The 19,842-nt window shown below is 49.1% G+C and carries 17 protein-coding genes; 12 read left to right on the top strand and 5 right to left on the bottom strand.

Going from position 1 to position 19,842, the window contains the following annotated elements:
* The first annotated feature begins 7 nt into the window (after positions 1–7).
* The 3 genes from LHL18_RS00075 to LHL18_RS00085 all read left to right on the top strand — a co-directional run bounded on the left by LHL18_RS00075 (position 8) and on the right by LHL18_RS00085 (position 4,784).
* Complete coding sequence (locus tag LHL18_RS00075) at positions 8–427, top strand: CBS domain-containing protein (protein ID WP_134055160.1); 420 nt, start codon at positions 8–10, stop codon at positions 425–427.
* A 47-nt stretch (positions 428–474) separates the two neighbouring features.
* Positions 475–4,392, top strand: coding sequence for an ATP-dependent RNA helicase HrpA (gene hrpA / locus LHL18_RS00080; RefSeq protein WP_404817923.1), 3,918 nt, complete (start codon positions 475–477; stop codon positions 4,390–4,392).
* Positions 4,393–4,484: 92 nt separating this feature from the next.
* Entirely contained in the window at positions 4,485–4,784 is a 300-nt protein-coding gene (locus LHL18_RS00085) for a PilZ domain-containing protein (protein WP_134055156.1), read from the top strand.
* A 70-nt stretch (positions 4,785–4,854) separates the two neighbouring features.
* Here the strand turns inward: LHL18_RS00085 and LHL18_RS00090 are convergent, their stop codons facing one another.
* Positions 4,855–5,421: a YceI family protein gene (locus LHL18_RS00090; protein WP_226765293.1), complete on the bottom strand. Its 567-nt coding sequence runs from the start codon at positions 5,419–5,421 to the stop codon at positions 4,855–4,857.
* A gap of 77 nt (positions 5,422–5,498) precedes the next feature.
* Entirely contained in the window at positions 5,499–6,713 is a 1,215-nt protein-coding gene (locus LHL18_RS00095; RefSeq protein WP_226765294.1) for a class I SAM-dependent methyltransferase, read from the bottom strand.
* Between the two features lie 131 nt (positions 6,714–6,844).
* Here LHL18_RS00095 and LHL18_RS00100 point away from each other — a divergent pair, with 131 nt between their 5' ends.
* Together LHL18_RS00100 and LHL18_RS00105 are read left to right on the top strand one after the other, a co-directional pair.
* Entirely contained in the window at positions 6,845–7,840 is a 996-nt protein-coding gene (locus tag LHL18_RS00100; RefSeq protein ID WP_226765295.1) for an NAD(P)H-quinone oxidoreductase, read from the top strand.
* Between the two features lie 79 nt (positions 7,841–7,919).
* A complete protein-coding gene (locus tag LHL18_RS00105) occupies positions 7,920–9,386 on the top strand; it encodes a hypothetical protein (RefSeq protein ID WP_226765296.1) in 1,467 nt (488 codons plus the stop codon).
* Between the two features lie 11 nt (positions 9,387–9,397).
* Here the strand turns inward: LHL18_RS00105 and LHL18_RS00110 are convergent, their stop codons facing one another.
* Together LHL18_RS00110 and metG are read right to left on the bottom strand one after the other, a co-directional pair.
* Positions 9,398–10,807 carry an MFS transporter gene (locus LHL18_RS00110; protein WP_226765297.1) on the bottom strand — a complete coding sequence of 470 codons (1,410 nt, stop codon included), beginning with the start codon at positions 10,805–10,807 and terminating at the stop codon, positions 9,398–9,400.
* A gap of 44 nt (positions 10,808–10,851) precedes the next feature.
* On the bottom strand, positions 10,852–12,900 hold the full coding sequence (gene metG, locus LHL18_RS00115; protein WP_226765298.1) for a methionine--tRNA ligase: 2,049 nt from the start codon (positions 12,898–12,900) through the stop codon (positions 10,852–10,854).
* A gap of 130 nt (positions 12,901–13,030) precedes the next feature.
* Between metG and apbC the strand changes: the two genes are divergently transcribed.
* The 4 genes from apbC (at position 13,031) to LHL18_RS00135 (ending at position 16,335) form a co-directional block, all read left to right on the top strand.
* Entirely contained in the window at positions 13,031–14,095 is a 1,065-nt protein-coding gene (apbC, locus tag LHL18_RS00120) for an iron-sulfur cluster carrier protein ApbC (protein WP_226765299.1), read from the top strand.
* A 1-nt stretch (position 14,096) separates the two neighbouring features.
* The gene (gene dcd, locus LHL18_RS00125) at positions 14,097–14,687 is read left to right on the top strand and encodes a dCTP deaminase (RefSeq protein WP_134055142.1); all 591 of its coding nucleotides are present in this window, start codon (positions 14,097–14,099) and stop codon (positions 14,685–14,687) included.
* A 176-nt stretch (positions 14,688–14,863) separates the two neighbouring features.
* A complete protein-coding gene (locus tag LHL18_RS00130; protein WP_226765300.1) occupies positions 14,864–15,763 on the top strand; it encodes a DMT family transporter in 900 nt (299 codons plus the stop codon).
* The gene (locus LHL18_RS00135; RefSeq protein WP_226765301.1) at positions 15,760–16,335 is read left to right on the top strand and encodes a glutathione S-transferase family protein; all 576 of its coding nucleotides are present in this window, start codon (positions 15,760–15,762) and stop codon (positions 16,333–16,335) included. Before LHL18_RS00130 ends, LHL18_RS00135 begins: the two co-directional genes overlap by 4 nt.
* Positions 16,336–16,347: 12 nt before the next feature.
* On the opposite strand, the gene LHL18_RS00140 is transcribed toward LHL18_RS00135, so the two are convergent.
* A complete protein-coding gene (locus tag LHL18_RS00140) occupies positions 16,348–16,896 on the bottom strand; it encodes a YaeQ family protein (RefSeq protein WP_134055136.1) in 549 nt (182 codons plus the stop codon).
* A 149-nt stretch (positions 16,897–17,045) separates the two neighbouring features.
* Here LHL18_RS00140 and LHL18_RS00145 point away from each other — a divergent pair, with 149 nt between their 5' ends.
* The 3 genes from LHL18_RS00145 to LHL18_RS00155 all read left to right on the top strand — a co-directional run bounded on the left by LHL18_RS00145 (position 17,046) and on the right by LHL18_RS00155 (position 19,832).
* A complete protein-coding gene (locus LHL18_RS00145) occupies positions 17,046–18,326 on the top strand; it encodes an MgtC/SapB family protein (protein WP_226765302.1) in 1,281 nt (426 codons plus the stop codon).
* A gap of 84 nt (positions 18,327–18,410) precedes the next feature.
* On the top strand, positions 18,411–18,980 hold the full coding sequence (locus LHL18_RS00150; RefSeq protein ID WP_226765303.1) for a hypothetical protein: 570 nt from the start codon (positions 18,411–18,413) through the stop codon (positions 18,978–18,980).
* Positions 18,981–19,079: 99 nt separating this feature from the next.
* Entirely contained in the window at positions 19,080–19,832 is a 753-nt protein-coding gene (locus tag LHL18_RS00155) for a MipA/OmpV family protein (RefSeq protein WP_226765304.1), read from the top strand.
* Positions 19,833–19,842 lie beyond the last annotated feature (10 nt).

Here is a 19,842-nt window from a genome sequence, read left to right on the forward strand (position 1 = left end):
AGGGCGCATGGACTTATTAAAAGTGGCCGACTATATGAACCGCTATCCGGTAACATTTACCGCCGATATGCCGGTTGAAATGGCCGTAGACCGGTTAATCAGAGGAAGGCAGACCGGCGGACCGGTAATAGACAAGCATAAAAAAATTGTCGGTTTTATCTCAGAGCAGGATTGTCTGCAGCGTATGCTGACTTCTACCTACCATGATCAGCAAGCTGCCAGGGTTGCTGATGTAATGAATCCGGCGGTATTAACGGTGAAGGAATATGATGGCGTTATCGATCTGGCGCAAATTATGTTAAAAGCCAAACCTAAGTTATACCCGGTGGTGGATGATGATGGCTATTTACTCGGTATTATTACCCGCTCGGATGTATTGGCGGCGATAGATAAAGAACTTCACTCACATTACGGTAAAGTAGGCTAAAGCAGACAAGCGTAAACGCTGGATCTTTACCCGTCGCTCTTGGTAGCATGGCGCCCTCTGTTTACGAGGGCGTTGTTTTGTCTGAAGCTGCTATTTCTGTATCTGATTTAATCTCCCGTACCAATAACTGTCTGCTAAAAGATCAGTTTCGCTTGCGCAGGCGTTTGCATAAATGTAAATCGCTGGCCGACGAGGCAAAACAGACTCAGTTGCAACGTATTACTGCCGATATTACCCGTTCGGAATCTTTGCGCGCTGCACGCTTGCAAGCTTTGCCTAAAGTAACTTACCCACCTCAATTGCCGGTATCCGAGAAAAAAGACGATATCAAAGCCGCTATTGCAGCCCATCAGGTTGTTATTATTGCCGGTGAAACTGGCTCGGGTAAAACCACACAGATCCCCAAAATTTGCCTTGAGCTTGGGCGAGGCGTGGCAGGCATGATTGGCCATACCCAGCCACGGCGGCTGGCTGCGCGCAGTGTTTGTGATCGTATTGCCGAAGAGCTGCAGTGCCAGGTTGGTAATCAGGTCGGCTATAAAATCCGTTTTGGTGATCATACTAACGACAACACTTTTGTGAAGTTGATGACAGACGGTATTTTACTGGCGGAAATTCAGCAGGATAGATTTCTAAACCAGTATGACACTTTAATCATTGATGAAGCGCACGAGCGCAGCCTGAATATTGATTTCCTGCTGGGTTACTTAAAACAATTGTTGCCCAAGCGGCCTGATTTGAAGCTGATTATTACCTCAGCCACTATAGATCCACAGCGTTTTTCCAAACACTTTTTCAATGCTCCTGTTATTGAAGTATCGGGCCGTACTTATCCGGTAGAGACCCGTTACCGTGCGGTCAGTGAGCAGGACGATAAAGATGCGGATCAGTTACAGGGTATTTTCGATGCGGTGGAGGAGTTATACCGGGAACCGCCTGGCGATATTCTGATTTTCTTAAACGGTGAGCGTGAAATCAGAGACACTGCAGACGCACTGGAGAAGTTAAAGCTGCCACATACCGAAGTACTGCCGTTGTATGCCAGATTAAGTGCGGCAGAGCAAAACCGGATCTTTCAAAGCCATGCCGGCCGGCGTATTGTGCTGGCAACTAACGTTGCAGAAACTTCACTGACAGTACCGGGTATTCGCTATGTGATAGACCCCGGTACGGCCAGATTATCGCGCTATAGTTATCGCTCGAAAGTGCAGCAGTTACCGATAGAAGCCATAAGCCAAGCCAGCGCCAATCAGCGTAAAGGCCGCTGCGGCCGTGTGGCGGCGGGTATTTGCATTCGCTTGTACAGTGAAGAAGATTTTAACAGCAGGCCAGAGTTTACTGATCCTGAAATACTGCGCACCAATCTGGCCTCTGTCATCATGCAGATGCTGGCGCTTGGCCTTGGCGACATTGCGGCTTTTCCCTTTTTACAACGGCCGGACAGTCGCTTCGTTAATGACGGTATTAAACTGCTGGAAGAGCTTGGCGCAATACCGGCGCAACGCGGTAAAGGTGGTCTTAAGCTAACCGAACTTGGCCGCAAACTGGCGCGCTTACCGATAGACCCGCGTTTAGCGCGTATGGTGTTATTTGCCGCTGAGAACGGTGGTTTAAATGAGTTATTGGTACTCTCAGCCGCATTGTCGATACAAGACCCACGTGAAAGGCCGCTGGATAAGCAGCAAAAGGCTGATCAGTATCATGCCCGCTTCGCCGATCCGGATTCGGATTTCGCCAGCTGGCTTAAGCTGTGGCAGTACCTGCAAGAGCAGCAGGACGCCTTAAGCAACAACCAGTTCCGCCGGTTATGCCGTCAGGAATTTTTAAACTATCTGCGTGTACGTGAATGGCAAGACTTAAATACCCAACTGACGCAGTTAATGCAGGAGCAGGGCTATCAGCAAAACCAGCAAACGGCCGGCTATCAGGCAATTCACCAGGCGGTGCTAAGTGGTCTGCTGGGGCAGGTCGGTTTTAAAGACTCAGACGCCGACTATTTGGGGCCGCGGCAAACGCGGTTTTATGTGTTTCCGGGCAGTCATTTATTTAAACGTAAGCCTAAATGGGTCGCAGCCGCTGAGTGGGTAGAAACAAGTAAACTCTACGCCAGAACACTGGCGAAGATAGAACCGGAGTGGATAGAACCGCTGGCGCAGCATCTGGTTACGCGTAGTTATAGCGAGCCACATTGGGAGAAAAAACGTGGTGCGGTTATTGCCTATGAGCAGGTCAGTCTGTATGGCCTGGTGATAGTGCCTAAGAGGGCGGTTTTATACAGCAAGATTGACCCCGCGGTTAGCCATAATATCTTTGTTCGCGAAGCGTTGGTCAATCAGGAATTGGGCAACAATGAAGCCTTTTTACAGCATAATCAGCGGTTAATTGATGACGTAACAGCATTAGAAGAAAAATCACGCCGGCGCGATATTCTGGTTGATGAAGATACGCTGGCGACATTTTATGCAGAGCGTGTGCCGCAGTGGGCGAACAATCGCATTGATTTTGCCAAATGGTGGAAACAAAAACGTAGCGAAGATAAAACGTATCTGAATTTTGACCCTGACAGCCTGTTATCCCGTGATGCCAGCGATATCACCGCCGATAAGTTTCCGGAACAATGGCGGCAGGGCAACTTAACATTGCCACTGGAATACCACTTTGCGCCAGGTGAAATAGATGATGGCGTGAGTTTAATTATCCCGGTGGCACTGCTCAATCAGATAGAAGATCAGGGGTTTGACTGGTTAATCCCGGCGCTTCGGCATGAACTACTGGTTGCGCTGATTAAAGCTTTGCCTAAGCAGTACCGGCGTAACTTTGTGCCTGCACCGAATTATGCTGATGCGTTAATGCAGACCATCAGTCCGCAGGATGGCAAATTACTCGACGCCGTCAGCAATCGCTTAAAGCGAATGTCAGGTGTGACGATTCCCGAGGATGCCTGGGAGCTTAGCAGCATACCGGTTCATCTAAAAATGAACTTCAAGGTGGTTAACGACAGTGGCAAAGTGCTGCAACAAAGCCGCTCTTTAAGCATACTCAAGCAAGGGTTGCAAGGCGAGGTGCAGCAAAGTTTAAGTCAGGTGGCTGAGCAGGGAATAGAGCAAGAACAACTGACACAATGGAGTTTTGGCGCTTTGCCGCGTGAATATGTAAAGCTGCAAGCAGGTTATGAAATCAAAGCCTTCCCGGCCTTAGTTGACGAGAGGGACTCTGTAGCAATAAGGTTGCTGGATAATCCACAAGAGGCGCTGGAGTCTACAAAAACCGGGCTCAGGCGACTTCTGCTGTTAAATATCCCGTCACCGGTGAAATATCTGCAGGAATCGTTACCAAACAAAGCAAAACTGGGTTTGTATTTTAATCCGTTTGGCAGGGTGCTGGAGCTGATTGACGACTGTATCGCCGCCGGTATTGATTCATTGGTAGAGCAAACCGGTTTGCCGGATGATGAACAGAGCTTTACTGCACTTCGGGAACAAGTCAGAGCGGAGCTTGGCGATACGGTGGTATTGATAGCGCTTAAAGTCGAGCAGATATTAACCTTGTGCCATGATATTCAAAAGCGGTTGAAAGGGCGCGTTGATTTAGCGCATGTGCAGTCGCAAGGCGATGTAAAGCAGCAGCTGAGTGAGTTGATATTCAAAGGCTTTGTCAGCGCTCATGGGGCCGCAAAGCTGGATGACTTGATTCGCTATCTGCAGGCGATGCAGAAAAGGCTGGAAAAGCTGGCCGTTGATCCGCAGCGTGACAGGTTGTTAATGCTCGAATATCAAAAAGCCTTTGACGCTTATCATAATCTGTTAGGTAAATTTGCTGGCTGCAAAGTACTACCAACGCCGGTACAAGACATTTACTGGATGTTACAAGAGCTTAAGGTATCTTTGCATGCGCAGCAGCTTGGTACGCCTTACCCTATATCGGTAAAACGGGTTTTGCATGCTGTCAACGATATTAAAGCGTAGCAGATTTAGGTTGTAATACGGATACTGAGCAGGCTTTACAGCAGCAGTGGAAAGTTCTATAACTAAACGCTGACGTAGTTGAGGGAGGCGTTATGCTGACAAAGGGTGATAACCGGCATTATTTCAGGATGATGGTCAATGCCGAAGTGAAACTGATGATAAATGATCCGGAAACTGGCCGGACGATAGATGGTGTTTGCCGTGACCTTAGTGCGTCTGGCATGTCTGTTGAAGTTGATGAACCGCTAGAGATGGGGACGTTGATCCGCGTCAGGCTGGAATCAGCGAATGCCAGTATTCCACCGCTGGATGCCAGTGCTAAAGTAATGCGCTGTAGTCAGGAAAGTGAAGATATTTATCAGTTAGGCTTGGCATTTATGGAGTTAAATTAGTCCGGTAATACCAGGCATCAGCATAAAAAAAAGCAGCGGTCAGCTGCTTTTTTTTATGCTTTATCATTTACTACTTTGATAATCGAACGCTAAAGGTTACCGGTACCATAGGGTCAATACGTTTCAGCCCGGCCAGCTCCTGTAATTTTGCGATACCAGCGCCCAGTTTAAACTGGTTAGTATCCAGCATTACGGGGGCTTCCGTTGCGGCTTGCAAGGTGCTGCTATTTAACATAGTTATCCGCACTTTTGCATTGACTACCGCACTTTGACCGGCAATGGTTGCCGTCAGCGGTATATCCTGCACCACAGAGTTGCCGGCCGTCAGTGCGGCAATACTGTCACTGGTAAGGGGAGCTTTAATCTGAATATTGGCAAATTGCTCTGCCTGTAAAACATATTGCCAGATCCGGTCATTTCGAATAGGGATATTGGTTTGCATGCTGCTCACAGGAATAGTGACAGAAACGTTCTTTTCATCCCAGCTACCGTTTAGCGTTTGAAATGCATGTGTTTCGGCAACCAAGTCATTTTTCACCGACACAAAATGCAGGCTGGATTGCCCGTTATCAAGTTGCCAGGTAGCGGCATTGGCAAAGCCTGCGCACAGTGCTAATGACAGAGCTAGAACTTTCATTTGTTTCTCCTTTGGTGTCAATATTGCGCCAGCTTATCGCATAAGTATCGCTGGCACCATGTGAAAAACTAATGTGTTTAATAGATTTTACACACCAGGCCTTTGAGATAGCTCCCTTCCGGATAAAAACTGGCGATAGGGTGGTCGCTGTCCTGAGCCAGTTTTTCGATAAATAAACAGTCACGCTTAGCATCGACAGCGGCATCGGCAACAATTTTCTGGAACAAACCGTCATCCATCAGCCCAGAGCAGGAAAATGTCAGCAACAAACCACCGGGTTTAACAATCTGCATTGCAACCATATTGATGTCTTTGTAACCACGGCAGGCGCCAGGTAGCTGAGCCTTACTTTCTGCAAATTTTGGCGGGTCCAGGATCACCATATCAAACTGCTTACCCTGCTCACGGTATTGCCGCAGCAGTTTGAACACGTCAAACTTAACATTATCGAGTTTTGATAAGTCCAGATGATTAAGTTCCGTATTTTTGCGTGCCGTGCTAAGGGCAAGCTCTGATAAGTCAGCATTGGTTACCGATAATGCGCCGCCTTGCAGCGCAGCAACACCAAAGGTACCGGTATAACTAAAACAGTTCAGTACGCTTTTGGCATTGGCATAGCGTTTGGCCGCTGCTCTGCTGGCCCGCTGGTCCAGATAAAATCCGGTTTTGTGGCCCTGCACAACGTCAACCAGCAATGACATACCATGTTCTTTGATAATGACTTCACCACTTTGACGCGGCAAATGCAGCCAACCTGCTACAGCTTGTAAGCCTTCTTTTTTTCTGACATCCACATCAGAACGCTCGTAAATGCTGTGTGCCGGAAACAGCGTTTTTAACGCCGCAACAATAGCGTCGCGCCAGGCATCAGCACCGGCAGAGAGCAGCTGACATACCAGCACATCATCGTATTTGTCTATAGTAACACCCGGCAAACCATCAGACTCGGCAGCCACCACGCGTAAGCCTGTTGTTTGGTTTAAATCGAACAACTCGGTCCGCATCTGCCACGCACGCTGTATACGGCGTAAAAAAAAGGCCTCATCGACGACTTCATCTTTGTTGAAACTCCAGACACGTGCCCGGATTTGTGACTGCGCTGAGTAAGCGGCATAACCCAGCCATTCTCCTTTACTGCTGACAACTTCTACTGTCTGACCATCTGACGGTTTACCGCTTACCGATTTCACCGCTTTAGAAAAAATCCACGGATGCAAGCGCTTAAGCGATTTTTCTCGGGTTTCTTGCAATATAAGACGGGGCAAAACAGATGAGACTAAGGGCTGGTTCATGGCTGACGATACACTGTGCTAGACTAAAGGCCGCATTGTAGTGAAGCTGTGCATAAAGCTAAAGCATAATTTCTGTCTTGTCCGGTATTTACCAGGATACGGTGTGTAGCTGCGAATGAAAGGAGCGAAAGTTGGCAACAATTCCATCGATGATGCAGGCGATTGCTGTAGTTAACCTGGGAAAAGACAGCAAGCTGGTAATTGAACAACGCCCCTTACCTCAACCCGGGCCTGAACAGTTGCTTATTAAAGTGGCTGCAGCGGGCATAAACCGGGCTGATTTGATGCAACGCCGGGGGGCTTATCCACCTCCTGAGGGAGAAAGTGACATTCTGGGGCTTGAAGTAGCAGGTGTGGTTATTGCTGCGGGGCCTCAGCATAAAAGCTGGCTGGGCAAAGCGGTGTTTGGGCTGGTACCGGGAGGTGGCTATGCCGAATATGCGTTATTGCACGCTGGCCATGCCATGGTGGTGCCTGCAGGCTATTCGATGGCTGAAGTTGCTGCCACCGCAGAGGTGTTTTTAACGGCATATCAATTACTTAGCAGTATAGGCAATTCGCAACCGGGCCAGCATGTGCTTATTCATGCTGGTGCCAGTGGCGTCGGTACCGCAGCAGTGCAGCTTGCTAAGGCGATAGGTTGCAAGGTCGCTGTTACCACAAGTAGTGATGATAAACTTGAGTTATGTCAGAAGCTTGGTGCAGATATACTGATAAACTACAAAGACGTAGCGTTTGAACAGGAATTGTCTAAACACTGGCCGGACGGTGTTGACATTATCCTGGACCCGGTTGCCGGTGATTATATTCGCCGCGAGATCCCGCTGCTTAAAATGGATGGCAAGATAGTGATATATGCAATGATGGCTGGGCGTGACGTGCCAGACTTAGATATGGCACCGTTATTTAAGCGCCGTGGCCAGATAATCTGCTCTACGCTGCGCAATCGTACGAACAGTTATAAAACAAGATTAACGCAGGCTTTTTATCAGGCATATGGTCAGGCACTTGCTCAAAGGCAGATACAGCCAGTGTTACAGCAACAATTTCACTGGCACCAGGCAGAACAGGCGCATCAGTTAATGGCCAGCAATAGCACCAAAGGCAAGCTTGTTCTGACATTCTGATTTAATATTAAATACTTAACAGGCGAGTTTTACGATACTTGTCTGCTTTCATTGTATATGTTCAGGAAGCAATAACGGAATGACACTCGGTACCATAGGAAAGTCTACTTACAGTAAGTTAGTGGCGGCGCTGATAAACCGTATTTACGATAACACCCCGGTGGCTGACTCGGTATATGAACAGGCGCAGCAGTATTTCCGGCAAACTCTGGAGCAACAAGCTGAAAAAACCGAGCTTGAGCAGCAGGTTTATCTGTATGAGAACCGTCAGCATCAGGTCAGTAAACGCGATCTGGCGTTGGTTGAGCGTAATCTGCAGCAAGCCCAAAGCGAAAAGCATGTGTTTGTGCAAGCGCGGGAAGAGGAAGCGTGGCAGCGTTATTCTGCTCTAAAGCAGATATGTCTGGAGATACTGAACCTGTGTCAGGGCGAAGCTCAGGGCGAAACTGCGGTGCTCAGCGCTAAATTACTCGGTACGATTCAGCTTTTATCGCCTACCGAAGGCAAGCACGTTGCCAGTAGCAATCAGAAAAGCAAACATCTTTATAAAGCGGTATTGTCTCTGCGTTTACTGGATAAACTGCTAGCAGACGGTGAATTGCACAATGCTTATGTGCAGCAGCGTTACAACGCGTCAAAAGGCACTGTGGCAGAGGACGAGTATCAGCCGTTTCGTGATGATGTACAGATCCCGCTGCTGATGGCGGCGTTACTGCAGGATATCGGCAGTTGCCATCCGGATGCTTTGGCTATTTTAAAAGGGCCTGATGGCAACGCTGACGAGTTCCGGGTGCTGGATAATGATGAACGGATGGCGTTATTGCAAATCAGCTACCGCGAAAGTCTGAAGTTTGTCACCCAAGGCCTTGGACTTGGCAGATATACCGGTAACTCTAAAGCGGAGCGGGACAGTTTTATTAAACTGGAAGCCGAGCGACAAAACTTCATGTTGTCATTGCTTAAAAGCGCTATAAAACCTGAGCATGGTATCGGCAATTTATTGAAAATTCCGCAGATCTATACCTCAGTAGTGTTATCAACGAAAAGTAGTTTTGCTTATGACACCTTACCTAAAGTGACACTGGTGTTAGAGAAAGGCGTAGAAAAAGGCGTGTACAGTAAAGTCGCGGTAGATGCGCTGATCAGTATTACCGGTGTGTTTCCGCAAGGTTTTGGCGTCACCTACATACCGAAAGACTCTGACCGGCAGGATATGGATCGCTACGAGTATGCCATTGTAACGGGCTTGTATCCGGCTGACATCAAACAGCCAATATGTCGTATGGTGACCCGAAACTTAACTTACAACGTTTCTGCACAGGGGTGTGTGATAAGTGCAGAGAATAATCTTTATTATCCGCAAGCACGGAAAAAGCTGGAGAAAATCAGTGAAGAGCGACTGCTTGAAATTCTAAGCAAGTTGGTATCAAATTTTGAAGAGCGTAAAAACATGCCATTGTTGCCCAAGTGCTGGCATCCGGATGAGTACTTTTCTTATCTTAAAAACCAGAATCTGTGGAATAAAGTGGTGATGCACAGTAACTAAGAGAAGCGGCCTTAATCACTGGGCCGCTGTGTTTCTGTGTCGCTGTCAGCCGCAGAGGGGGCATCAAAACCATCGTCCGGTGTTAGCTGTTCAATATCTTCATCGTAGCCCGCCGGCACCTGCTGTCTGGTAGCAACAAAGTCTTCATCAAGCATTTGTGCTGCCACCGTGTCTTCATCCACACGCGGGTCAAGTGCAGCGGCAAGAGGGGAAGACACTAAATCGCCCGAGCCCATTTTAAACTGCGCATTTTGCTGCTCGTCCATCATCCGCTTTACTTGCTTTTGCGTGTAATTGACTCTTAGCAGGCGCAGGAACAGCGTAAACGCGCAACAACTGATAAAGGCATACAACATCGAAGGGCCAATCAGCTGCATTAATGTCGACGCGAGCAGTGGCCCAAAGCAAGCCCCCAGACCAAAGGTAAGTAATACTGTGGCTGAAAGTGCCACCCTGTCGTTTTGCTCAACATTCTGATTCGCAAACGCAGATGCGATGGGGTATAGCGTAAAAGCCAGCACGCCATAGCAAAATGTTGCGATCAGCAGCATGATGCCAGTCAGCGGCAGTATCGAGATCAGTAGCGTAAGTATCGTCAGGGCTGCAGCATTAAACCGTAAAATGCGGCTACGCGGTATACGATCTGAAATCTTGCCCATAGGCCACTGAGCCAGTAACCCTGCCAGGATAGTGACCGACATAAATAACGTCACTTCTTCTGTCGGCATCCCTTTACTGGCGGCGTAAGCGGGTGCCAAACCATAAAAAGATCCTGCCATCAACCCGGCTACGGTAATTGCCGTCAGTGACTGCGGCACTTGCTTCCAAAATACAAAAATTTTAAGCGGCGCCGGCTGCAAAGGCGCTGGGTGAATGCGGGTGGTTAGTGCAATGGGCACTATACATAGCGAATAACACATGCTGATAATCAGTAGTGGCGCTATACCCAAATCAGGGAACTGGCTTAGCATCAGTTGCCCGCCAATCATGCCGAGGTAAGAGGTAATCATGTAAAACGCAAACACCGTGCCGCGCTGCGAACTTTCGGTCTGTTCGTTCAGCCAGCTTTCCAACACCATGTACTGGCACATCATGCCCATACCGACGATGACCCGCATCACCAGCCAGATTTCCAGCTGCGACGTTAATACATGTGTCATGGCACAGGCACTGACGATAGCGGCGCTGGCCACAAAAGCCCGGATATGTCCTACTCTGGCAATAACCTTATGACCCAGTTTAGAGCCCAGCACCAATCCGAGGTAATAACATGACATCAGAGCACCAATCCAGACAGAGTCAACCTGCTGCTGAGCCAGTGATAAGCCGAGGTAGGTTGACAGTGAGCCCTGCGCAACCAACATCAGCAAGGTCGTCAGAAATAATGCGGTGAAACTGCGGTAAGGGTGTTTACTGGTCATCCTTTGCCTTTCAAAAAAGCAGGCAGCCCAGGCTGCCTGAATAATTATTTGACGCGCATACCCGGTTCAGCGCCATCATCAGGTGACAGAATAAATAACTCACTGCCACCGGGGCCGGCGGCCAGCACCATGCCTTCAGATAAACCAAAACGCATTTTTCGTGGTGCCAGGTTGGCAACCATGACGGTAAGGCGGCCTTCAAGCTGCTCCGGACTGTAGGCAGCTTTTATCCCGGCAAAGACCTGGCGCACTTCACCGGCGCCGATATCAAGCTGCAGTTGCACCAGTTTGTCGGCACCTTCAACAGCTTCAGCTTTAATAATACGGGCAACGCGCAGGTCAATTTTGGCGAAGTCATCAATACTGATAGTCTCTGCAATCGGTTCGCGCTCGCCGCTGGCGGGCTTTTCTGTTTTTGCTGCTTTTGTAGCCGGTTCTTCCGCAGCCGGTTGCAAATTCTCTTTTGATGCTTCCAGCATGGCGGCTACTTTTGCCGGCTCAACCCGTTGCATTAAAGCTTTAAACGGATTAATCGCATGATTGGTCAACGGCTGCTGATAGTTACTCCAGCTCAGCTCACTGTTTAAAAAGGCTTCAGTTTCGCTGGCCATTACCGGTAAAACAGGCTTTAAGTAATGCATCAATACGCGGAACAGGTTAATGCCCATTGAGCAAACGTCATGCGCTTCCTGTTGCTTACTGTCATCTTTAACCAGCACCCAGGGCGCTTTGGCATCGATGTACTGGTTGGCTTTATCTGCCAGCGCCATAATGTCACGGATAGCACGGGCAAACTCCCGCTTTTCGAAGCTGTCGGCGATGCTTTCGCCTGCTGCGGTAAATTCGGCCAGCAGCTCAGGTTCAGCCACGTTTGCAGATAATTTGCCATCATAGCGTTTGGTGATAAAACCGGCACAGCGGCTGGCAATATTGACTACTTTGCCGACTAAATCTGCATTTACTTTCTGGCTGAAATCATCCAGGTTTAAATCGAGATCGGTGATGCTGCTGCTGAGTTTTGACGCAAAGTAGTAGCGCAGGTATTCCGGGTTTAAATGATCCAGATAAGTGCGGGCTTTAATGAAAGTGCCGCGCGATTTTGACATCTTGGCGCCATTTACCGTGACGAAGCCGTGCGCGAAAATAGCATTAGGTTTACGCATACCGGCGCCATGCAGCATAGCTGGCCAGAACAGGCTGTGGAAATAAATGATGTCTTTACCGATAAAGTGATAAACCTCGGCGTCTGAATCCAACTGCCAGAAGCTGTCAAAGTCGATACCTTTTTTATCGCACAGATTTTTAAAGCTGGCCAGATAGCCGATAGGCGCGTCCAGCCAGACATAGAAAAACTTGCCAGGCGCCCCGGGAATTTCAAAACCGAAATAGGGCGCATCACGGCTGATGTCCCACATTTGCAGGCCGTCTTTAAACCATTCCTGCAGTTTATTCGCCATCTCGTCTTGCAGGCTGCCGCTGCGGGTCCAGTCTTGTAGCATCTGGCCAAAAGCGGGTAAATCAAAGAAATAATGCTCAGAATCTTTCAGTACCGGCGTGGCCCCTGATACCACAGAGCGGGCGTTTTTCACTTCTGTCGGGCTGTAAGTTGCACCACAGACATCACAGCTGTCACCGTTCTGATCCAGTGCGCCGCATTTGGGGCAATCGCCTTTAACGAAGCGGTCAGGTAAAAACATCTGCTTTTGCGGGTCGAACAGCTGGCTGATGGTTTTGCGTTTGATATAACCACCGGCATTAAGTTTGTTGTAAATTTGGCTGGCAAATTCACGGTTTTCGTCGCTGTGTGTCGAATGGTAATTGTCAAAGCCAATAGCAAAACCGGCAAAGTCAGCCTGGTGTTCAATATTGGTTTTGGCAATCATTTGCTCCGATGTAATGCCTTGTTCTTGCGCTTTGAGCATAATAGGTGTGCCATGCGCATCGTCAGCACAGACGTAATAACATTCATGGCCACGGGCTTTTTGAAATCTGGCCCAGATATCCGTTTGAATGTATTCCAGTAAGTGACCGAGGTGGATAGGGCCATTGGCATAGGGTAAAGCGCTGGTTACAAGAATTTTCCGTGTCGACATTAAACGATGCTCTTATACATAAATAACTGAAAAAATTTCGCTAAATGATACACTAGCTGCCATCGATCCGCACCCGCCATCCGGTGGATCCGGTAAAAAAACGCATTAAAATCTGATTCTGGGATCTCTGATGTTCAACTGGTTTAAATCCTCCAAATCTGAGCCTGTGCCTGAAGCGCTGTTACAGTGGTTACAGCAATGGCAACTACCTGAAAGCGGTGCACCGTTAGCGCTAATACTGCAAACTGTCAACTTGAATAAAAATGTACTGCAGGTTCAGTTAAAACTACCGCTGCTGTCAGTGACTGCGGCGTTGCAGCAAGCGCTTACCGATGCAGGCTTTGCGTACAGCGTGCAAATTGGCTACCAGTCGGATGCGAATACCGTCTTTAAAGATATTAAGCATATTGTGCTGGTAGCTTCCGGTAAGGGTGGAGTGGGTAAATCGACTACAGCTGTAAACATTGCTACAGCGCTGGCGCTGGAAGGGGCGAAGGTTGGATTGCTGGATGCTGATATATACGGCCCGTCTATACCGACAATGCTGGGGTTAAGCGGAGAGAAAATTACCTCGCCGGATAACAAACTGATGCAACCTAAATTTGCCCACGGCGTGTACCTTCAGTCTATCGGATTTCTGGTTGACCCTTTACAGGCCTCGGTGTGGCGCGGGCCTATGGCCAGTCAGGCGCTGTTACAACTACTCAATGAAACAACGTGGCCAGAGCTGGATTATCTGATTGTCGATATGCCGCCCGGCACCGGGGATATTCAGCTGACCATGGCGCAAAAGCTGCCTGTTACTGCTGCGGTAGTGGTCACGACGCCACAGGATGTTGCACTTGCTGATGCGCAAAAAGCCATCAGTATGTTCCGCCAGGTTAATATTCCAATTGCAGGCCTGATTGAGAACATGAGTTTTTATCTTTGTGGTCATTGTGGCGCGAGTGATGATATTTTCGGCACAGAAGGTGGCGTGTTGCTGGCCGAGCGTTACCAGGTGCCGGTACTTGGTCAGTTACCACTGCAAAAGCAAATCCGCGAGCAGGCTGATCTTGGCATACCTGTTGTACTAAAAGAGCAGCCAGTGGCACAAATTTACCGTACAATCAGCCGGCAATTGATACTGGCTTTACATTGGCAAACCTCTGTACAGCAGGCAAGCCAGCCTGAAATTATTATAACGGACGATTAAGATGAGATTGTGTGACCGCGATATAGAACGCCATTTAGCTGAAGGTAAAATTAAAATTGAGCCGATGCCAGACACCGATATGATCAGCGGCGTCAGTGTGGATATCCGCCTTGGCAACAAGTTCCGCGTGTTTCAGGCTCATGCCGCACCCTATATCGATTTAAGTGGGCCAAGAGCCGAAGTAGATAAAGCGCTCAACAGTGTAATGAGTGACGAAATTTACATCGCGGACGGCGATAAATTTATTCTGCACCCCGGTGAGCTGGCACTGGCCATGACGCTGGAGTCCGTCACGCTACCTGCTGATATCGTAGGTTGGCTTGATGGCCGCTCATCGCTGGCACGTTTGGGCCTGATGGTACATGTGACCGCACATCGTATTGATCCGGGTTGGTCAGGCAACATTGTGCTGGAGTTTTATAACAGTGGCAAATTGCCGCTGGCGCTTCGGCCAAAAATGAAAATCGGCGCTCTGAACTTTGAGCTGATGACAGGCGCCGCAGAGCGGCCTTATAACAAACGTCTGGATGCCAAGTACCAGCAACAAACCGGCGCGGTAGCCAGCCGAATTGGTCATGATGATAAAGGCTGAACGCTGTCGGCTGTAAAAGTAAAAAGCCCACGCAAAAACGTGGGCCGAAAGCTATAAAGCAAAAATGAAGCGGGATGATTATGCAATAAAGTTGCATAGCTTGGCAATGTTGTGTTGTGAATAATTCCGCCTTTTTATAGTGTAAATGGTAAAAAAAGTACTCGTTGGAGGCAAAGGTGGGGCCAGGTAGTATCGTTCGTTTGTTATCTCTTGCGGCTATCTGGGGCGCTTCTTTCTTATTTATGCGAATTGCCGTGCCTGAGCTCGGGCCAGCCTGGCTGATGTTTGGCCGCGTATTGTCGGCTGCTGTCTTTCTGGCGCTGGTTGCGCTGGTGTTAAAACGCGGACTACCACTTCGAGCTCATGCCGCGCATTTTATGATATTGAGCTTCTTTAACACTGCGTTGCCGTTTTTATTATTTGCCTATGCTGCCCAGACATTGACGGCGTCATTACTTGCTGTACTTAATGCAACGGCGCCGCTGTGGGGCGCTGTTATCGGCTGGCTGTTCTTTCGCCAGAAAATGTCTCTGCGACTGGCAAGCGGGCTGGTTCTTGGTATTGCCGGTGTCTCGGTGTTGGTTGGCTTTGACGCCGTGGTTTCTGATAGCGCAGCGATACCGGCTATCGCCGCCGCGGCGGGCGCGGCCTGTTGTTACGGTATCGCTACCTGGTACACCCGACTGGCTAAGCCGGTACCGGCGTTTATTAACGCTCATGGCAGTATGTGGGGCGCCAGTTTATGGCTGCTGCCGTTGTTGTGGTTTATCCCGTTGCCGGTAGCTGAACCGGCACACCACAGCTTAATGGCTGTATTGGCACTGGGTATTGTCTGTACTGGTATTGCCTATCTGCTGTACTTTCGCCTGGTGCAGGATTTGGGTGCAACCCCGACGCTTACTGTGACTTTTCTGATCCCGGTATTTGGTGTGTTGTGGGGCCATGTCTTTTTACACGAGCAGATCGGCTGGCATACATTGGCCGGTGCGGCCTCTGTTGTTGCCGGTACTGCGCTGGTCAGTGGTTTTAGTATCCAATCTCTACGCGCCCCGGCGCCTGTTAAGGAGCAAGCATGAAACTTTATGGTTCACAAACATCGCCTTATGTGCGGCGGATCCGCTTACTTTTGGCCAGTACACCGCATGAGTTTGTTAATCTGAACATTTTCGCCGGAGCTGACCGCGAGACGCTCGCAGCCATTAACCCGGCGCTACGTATTCCGATGTTGCAAGATGGCGACCGCGCTATCTTTGATTCCGCGGTGATATATCGTTATCTGGCGGCTAAGCTGGGATTGGCCGCACTGAGCTGGTATCAGGAAAATCAGCTCACGGTGATAAATGCGGTCAATGATTCTCTGGTGATGCTGCTGCAGTGTAACCGCAGCGGTTTCAATACCAATGACGACAAGCTGTTTTTTAATCTGCAGCGTGAGCGGGTGGCAACATCCCTGTTTGTATTAGAGCAGCAGGCCGCCAATGGCGAGTTTGCCAACTGGGACTATGTTGCAATGGCATTGTACAGCCTGGTTGACTGGACGCTGTTTCGCGAACTGATGGAACTGGATGATTATCCTGCACTGCTGGCGTTTACGAACAGTAATCGCCAGCAAGCGATGATAAATGAAACAGATCCGCGCCTGGGGTAGGCGCGGCGGTGCTCACTGTGCTGCTTTTAGCAGCACAGGTTCAATCAGCACGCTCTGATCCTGATTTGATAGCCAGATCTGGCCTTCACTGATATTGCACTGTAACTGCATAGTGCGGTCAACCAATCCGGCCATTGTTTTAACGGCTTCTTCCGGTATGTCGATGACTTTCAGGTTGCTGTAACGCTCTAGTGCTTGCTGGCTGCTTTTCCACCACACCGGCACACTTCTGCCACCATAACAAAATAATTGCACCTGTCTGGCACGCCCGGCGGCTTTGCGTAGCCATTTTTCATCACTCTGGCCAAATTCAACCCACAGTTGTATTTCTCCGTCGAGCGAGGTATCCCACAGTTCCGGCTCATCATCTTCAGCACTTAAGCCTTTTGTAAAGGCGAGCGTTGGGCTGGCATTGAGCGCAAAAGCCAGCAGGCGCACCATCATGCGCTCGTTATTTTCTGAAGGATGCTGTGCAATTGTCAGGCTATGATCCTGATAATAGTGTCTGTCCATGTCTGCTATTTGCAGCTGAACTTTAAAAACAGTGGCTTTTAATGCCATATATAAACCCGCATTGAGCTATTGGCCGCTGAGTGTACCGCGTTCGGTGTGGCGGCTCAATTTCGTGCTGTGTTTATCTCAATGACATGGAAGGATAAATTGCGCTATGCTGATGCCAGATTTAGCTAAATAACTGAGTTAACGTAAAAATGTCAGAGTTTGACTTTGTGATGGTGCAAAATTTTTTAATCGCATTGTTGCTTGGCGCCCTGGTAGGGGTCGAGCGGGAAAAGCATCGGCGTAGCGAACATCCCGGTAATTTTGGCGGCCTTCGAACCTACATTTTGTTTGCTCAGGCCGGCGCTATTTCCGCCTGGCTATCCTTGCATCTGCAGTCGCCCTGGCTTTTTGTCATCACGGTATTGATAGTGGCGCTGGCGGTTATTGCCGCCTACGTGCTGGAGAACCAACGTACGGCGGGATCACCCGGTCTGACAAGTGAAATAAGTGCTATTACTGTGTGTCTGCTAGGCGGCGCCATTATGTTTGGCTATGCGGAGCTGGCGGTGATGCTGGGCATTCTTACTTCTGCCATTTTAACCTTTAAACAGCCGCTGCATGGGCTGGTGGCAAAAATTGACATTGATGACATGTATGCCGGTTTAAAGCTGCTGATTGCCAGTTTTATTGTGTTACCACTGTTACCAAACCATGCGATAGATCCCTGGCAGGCGCTCAATCCCTACCGGCTTTGGTTATTGGTGATCCTGATTTCATCAATGTCGTTGCTGGGCTATATAGCTGTGCGCTGGCTCGGCACTGCTCATGGCACTGTGGTAACAGGGATCAGCGGTGGTTTGGCGTCATCAACCGCAGCTACGCTCAGCTTTGCCCGCAGCAGTAAGCTGGAAAGTGACCCTTTGGCTGCAGATACGCAGGCATGTGGTGTTTTATTGGCGTGGCTGGTGATGTTTATCCGTGTGCTGGTTACGGTGTTCATTGTTTATAGGCCGCTACTTGCACCGTTGTTATTGCCATTTACGTCAATGGCGTTGTTAACTGCGGTAATGGCGGGTATTTATTATTGGCTTGGCAGTCGCAGGTATGTGTCACCACAGCACAGTGCCGTTAAGGTCAGTAACCCTTTTAGCTTGGTCGCGGCGATTAAATTTGGCTTGCTGTTCGCGTTGATATTGCTGCTGGTGAAGCTTACCGAGCAGTATGCGGCGGCAGAGGGGCTTTACATCCTAGCGGCATTAGCGGGTATGACCGATGTAGATGCCGTTACCCTTTCTATGACTGATTATGCCCGGCGGCTACCCGACGCGCTGGCAGTGGCCGCGGCTGGCGTGACGATAGCGGCGCTTAGCAACACTGTGGTCAAATGTACGCTGGTGTTTGCGCTTGGCAGTCGGGTGCTGGCGAATAAGCTGCTTATTGCTACGCTGGTTATCCTGTCAGGTGGCTTAGCGGCATTGTTCTTCCACTGACGATTATTTCAGGCTGTGTTAAGCAAACCTTTGTTGTGATACTGCTAATGTTGTGATGCAGCTAAAACGTATTCTGGAGATCCTATGTTTACCGCGAAAACTATTACAGCGCTTACCCTGGCTGCTTGTGTTTCTGTGCCGTTGGCTGCCGAAACGGTGCTGACTGATCACAACCTTGATCAGCTTGAGCTAATGATCCCCAAATTACAGCAGCTACAGCAAAGGCCGCAAAATAATCAATTTAAACTGCAGCAACATTGTGACTGGTCAAAGCATTACCAGCAATTAAGTGCACAGGAAAAAGACAAAAACTATCAGAAACAAATTGAACAGCTGGTTAAGCAACACGGGTTTACCCCACAGCAATTTGTTGAGTTAAGTGCAAAAGTGACCTGGCCGGTACTGGACAGTATTCAGCCGGCATTACAGGTATCGCAGCAGGCACTGATGTTTGTACCGGCAGCGCAGCGGCAAAATGCTGAAAAAAGCATCAGGCAGGGGCAGCAGTACTATCAGACGCTGACAGGCTGTCTGACTGCAGAAGATAAAACTGCTCTGGCCAGACACAATGACAGGATAATGCAAATTGCTAAACGTCTTGGCGGTGTAGAGCAGTTACTACCCGCCGGTGTAGCCAACTCAGGCCGTGAATGAGGCACATGAATCGACACCATTAATTACAGACATAAAATGGTAAATAATTTATGTTGTTATGCTTCAAATGAAATATTCACGACAAATATAGGGTATCTGATGAAGCGTAATTATTCTGTTTCTTGCTCTGTACTAGCGCTAGCGATGCTTGGCAGTCATACGGCAGCCGCACAGGAAGCCCCGGCTGGCTTTCTTTACGGCATAGGTGTAGGTGTTAACCAGGAGATTTACCGCGGTTACAGTAACCGCACCATACCTTTACCAATCCTGGGTTATCGGGGCGAGAAGCTGTCGGTTTATGGCCCTTTTGTCAGCTATCAGTTGGCTGAGCTTGGTAATTTCAGCGTGAGTGCAAAATTGGCACCGCGTTTTGATGGCTTCGACTCGTCCGACAGCGCGGTATTTACCGGAATGGCAAAGCGCAAAGATTCGCTGGATGGTGGTATTGCGGTGCAGTTGCGCCAGCAAGACTGGTTGCTGGAAGCCGATACGGTATTTGATTTGCTGGGCAATGCCAACGGCCAGGAGTCGACGTTGGCGGTCAGTTACAGCTACCGTTTTAACGCTGTAGTCGTTGAACCAAAATTTGCAGTCAGTTATGCCAATAGCGACCTGGTTGATTATTATTATGGTGTTCGCGAAAACGAGGCTACTACCGGGCGCTCTGCTTATAGCGCTGATGGCGCATGGAATTACACGGCAGGCTTAGCGGTTAGTACACCGCTGTTGTTCGGTGGCATGACACGATTGGGTATTGAGCACAAATGGTATGGCAGCAGTATCAGTGACAGCCCGTTAACCGATCGTGATACCGGGCTGTCGGCATTTATTTCCTGGTCGCGTTTCTTCTAAGTGCAGTTAG

The organism is Rheinheimera aquimaris (genome assembly GCF_020531985.1).
Taxonomy (GTDB): Bacteria; Pseudomonadota; Gammaproteobacteria; order Enterobacterales; family Alteromonadaceae; genus Alishewanella; species Alishewanella aquimaris.

Bases quoted from the DNA above. Each gene is read 5' to 3' on its own strand.
- LHL18_RS00155 (WP_226765304.1), top strand. From the start codon at position 19,080: ATGAAGCGTAATTATTCTGTTTCTTGCTCTGTACTAGCGCTAGCGATG.
- LHL18_RS00135 (WP_226765301.1), top strand. From the start codon at position 15,760: ATGAAACTTTATGGTTCACAAACATCGCCTTATGTGCGGCGGATCCGC.
- LHL18_RS00140 (WP_134055136.1), bottom strand. From the start codon at position 16,896: ATGGCATTAAAAGCCACTGTTTTTAAAGTTCAGCTGCAAATAGCAGAC.
- LHL18_RS00105 (WP_226765296.1), top strand. From the start codon at position 7,920: ATGACACTCGGTACCATAGGAAAGTCTACTTACAGTAAGTTAGTGGCG.
- LHL18_RS00075 (WP_134055160.1), top strand. From the start codon at position 8: ATGGACTTATTAAAAGTGGCCGACTATATGAACCGCTATCCGGTAACA.
- LHL18_RS00110 (WP_226765297.1), bottom strand. From the start codon at position 10,807: ATGACCAGTAAACACCCTTACCGCAGTTTCACCGCATTATTTCTGACG.
- dcd (WP_134055142.1), top strand. From the start codon at position 14,097: ATGAGATTGTGTGACCGCGATATAGAACGCCATTTAGCTGAAGGTAAA.
- hrpA (WP_404817923.1), top strand. From the start codon at position 475: ATGGCGCCCTCTGTTTACGAGGGCGTTGTTTTGTCTGAAGCTGCTATT.
- LHL18_RS00145 (WP_226765302.1), top strand. From the start codon at position 17,046: ATGTCAGAGTTTGACTTTGTGATGGTGCAAAATTTTTTAATCGCATTG.
- apbC (WP_226765299.1), top strand. From the start codon at position 13,031: ATGTTCAACTGGTTTAAATCCTCCAAATCTGAGCCTGTGCCTGAAGCG.
- metG (WP_226765298.1), bottom strand. From the start codon at position 12,900: ATGTCGACACGGAAAATTCTTGTAACCAGCGCTTTACCCTATGCCAAT.
- LHL18_RS00090 (WP_226765293.1), bottom strand. From the start codon at position 5,421: ATGAAAGTTCTAGCTCTGTCATTAGCACTGTGCGCAGGCTTTGCCAAT.
- LHL18_RS00150 (WP_226765303.1), top strand. From the start codon at position 18,411: ATGTTTACCGCGAAAACTATTACAGCGCTTACCCTGGCTGCTTGTGTT.
- LHL18_RS00095 (WP_226765294.1), bottom strand. From the start codon at position 6,713: ATGAACCAGCCCTTAGTCTCATCTGTTTTGCCCCGTCTTATATTGCAA.
- LHL18_RS00085 (WP_134055156.1), top strand. From the start codon at position 4,485: ATGCTGACAAAGGGTGATAACCGGCATTATTTCAGGATGATGGTCAAT.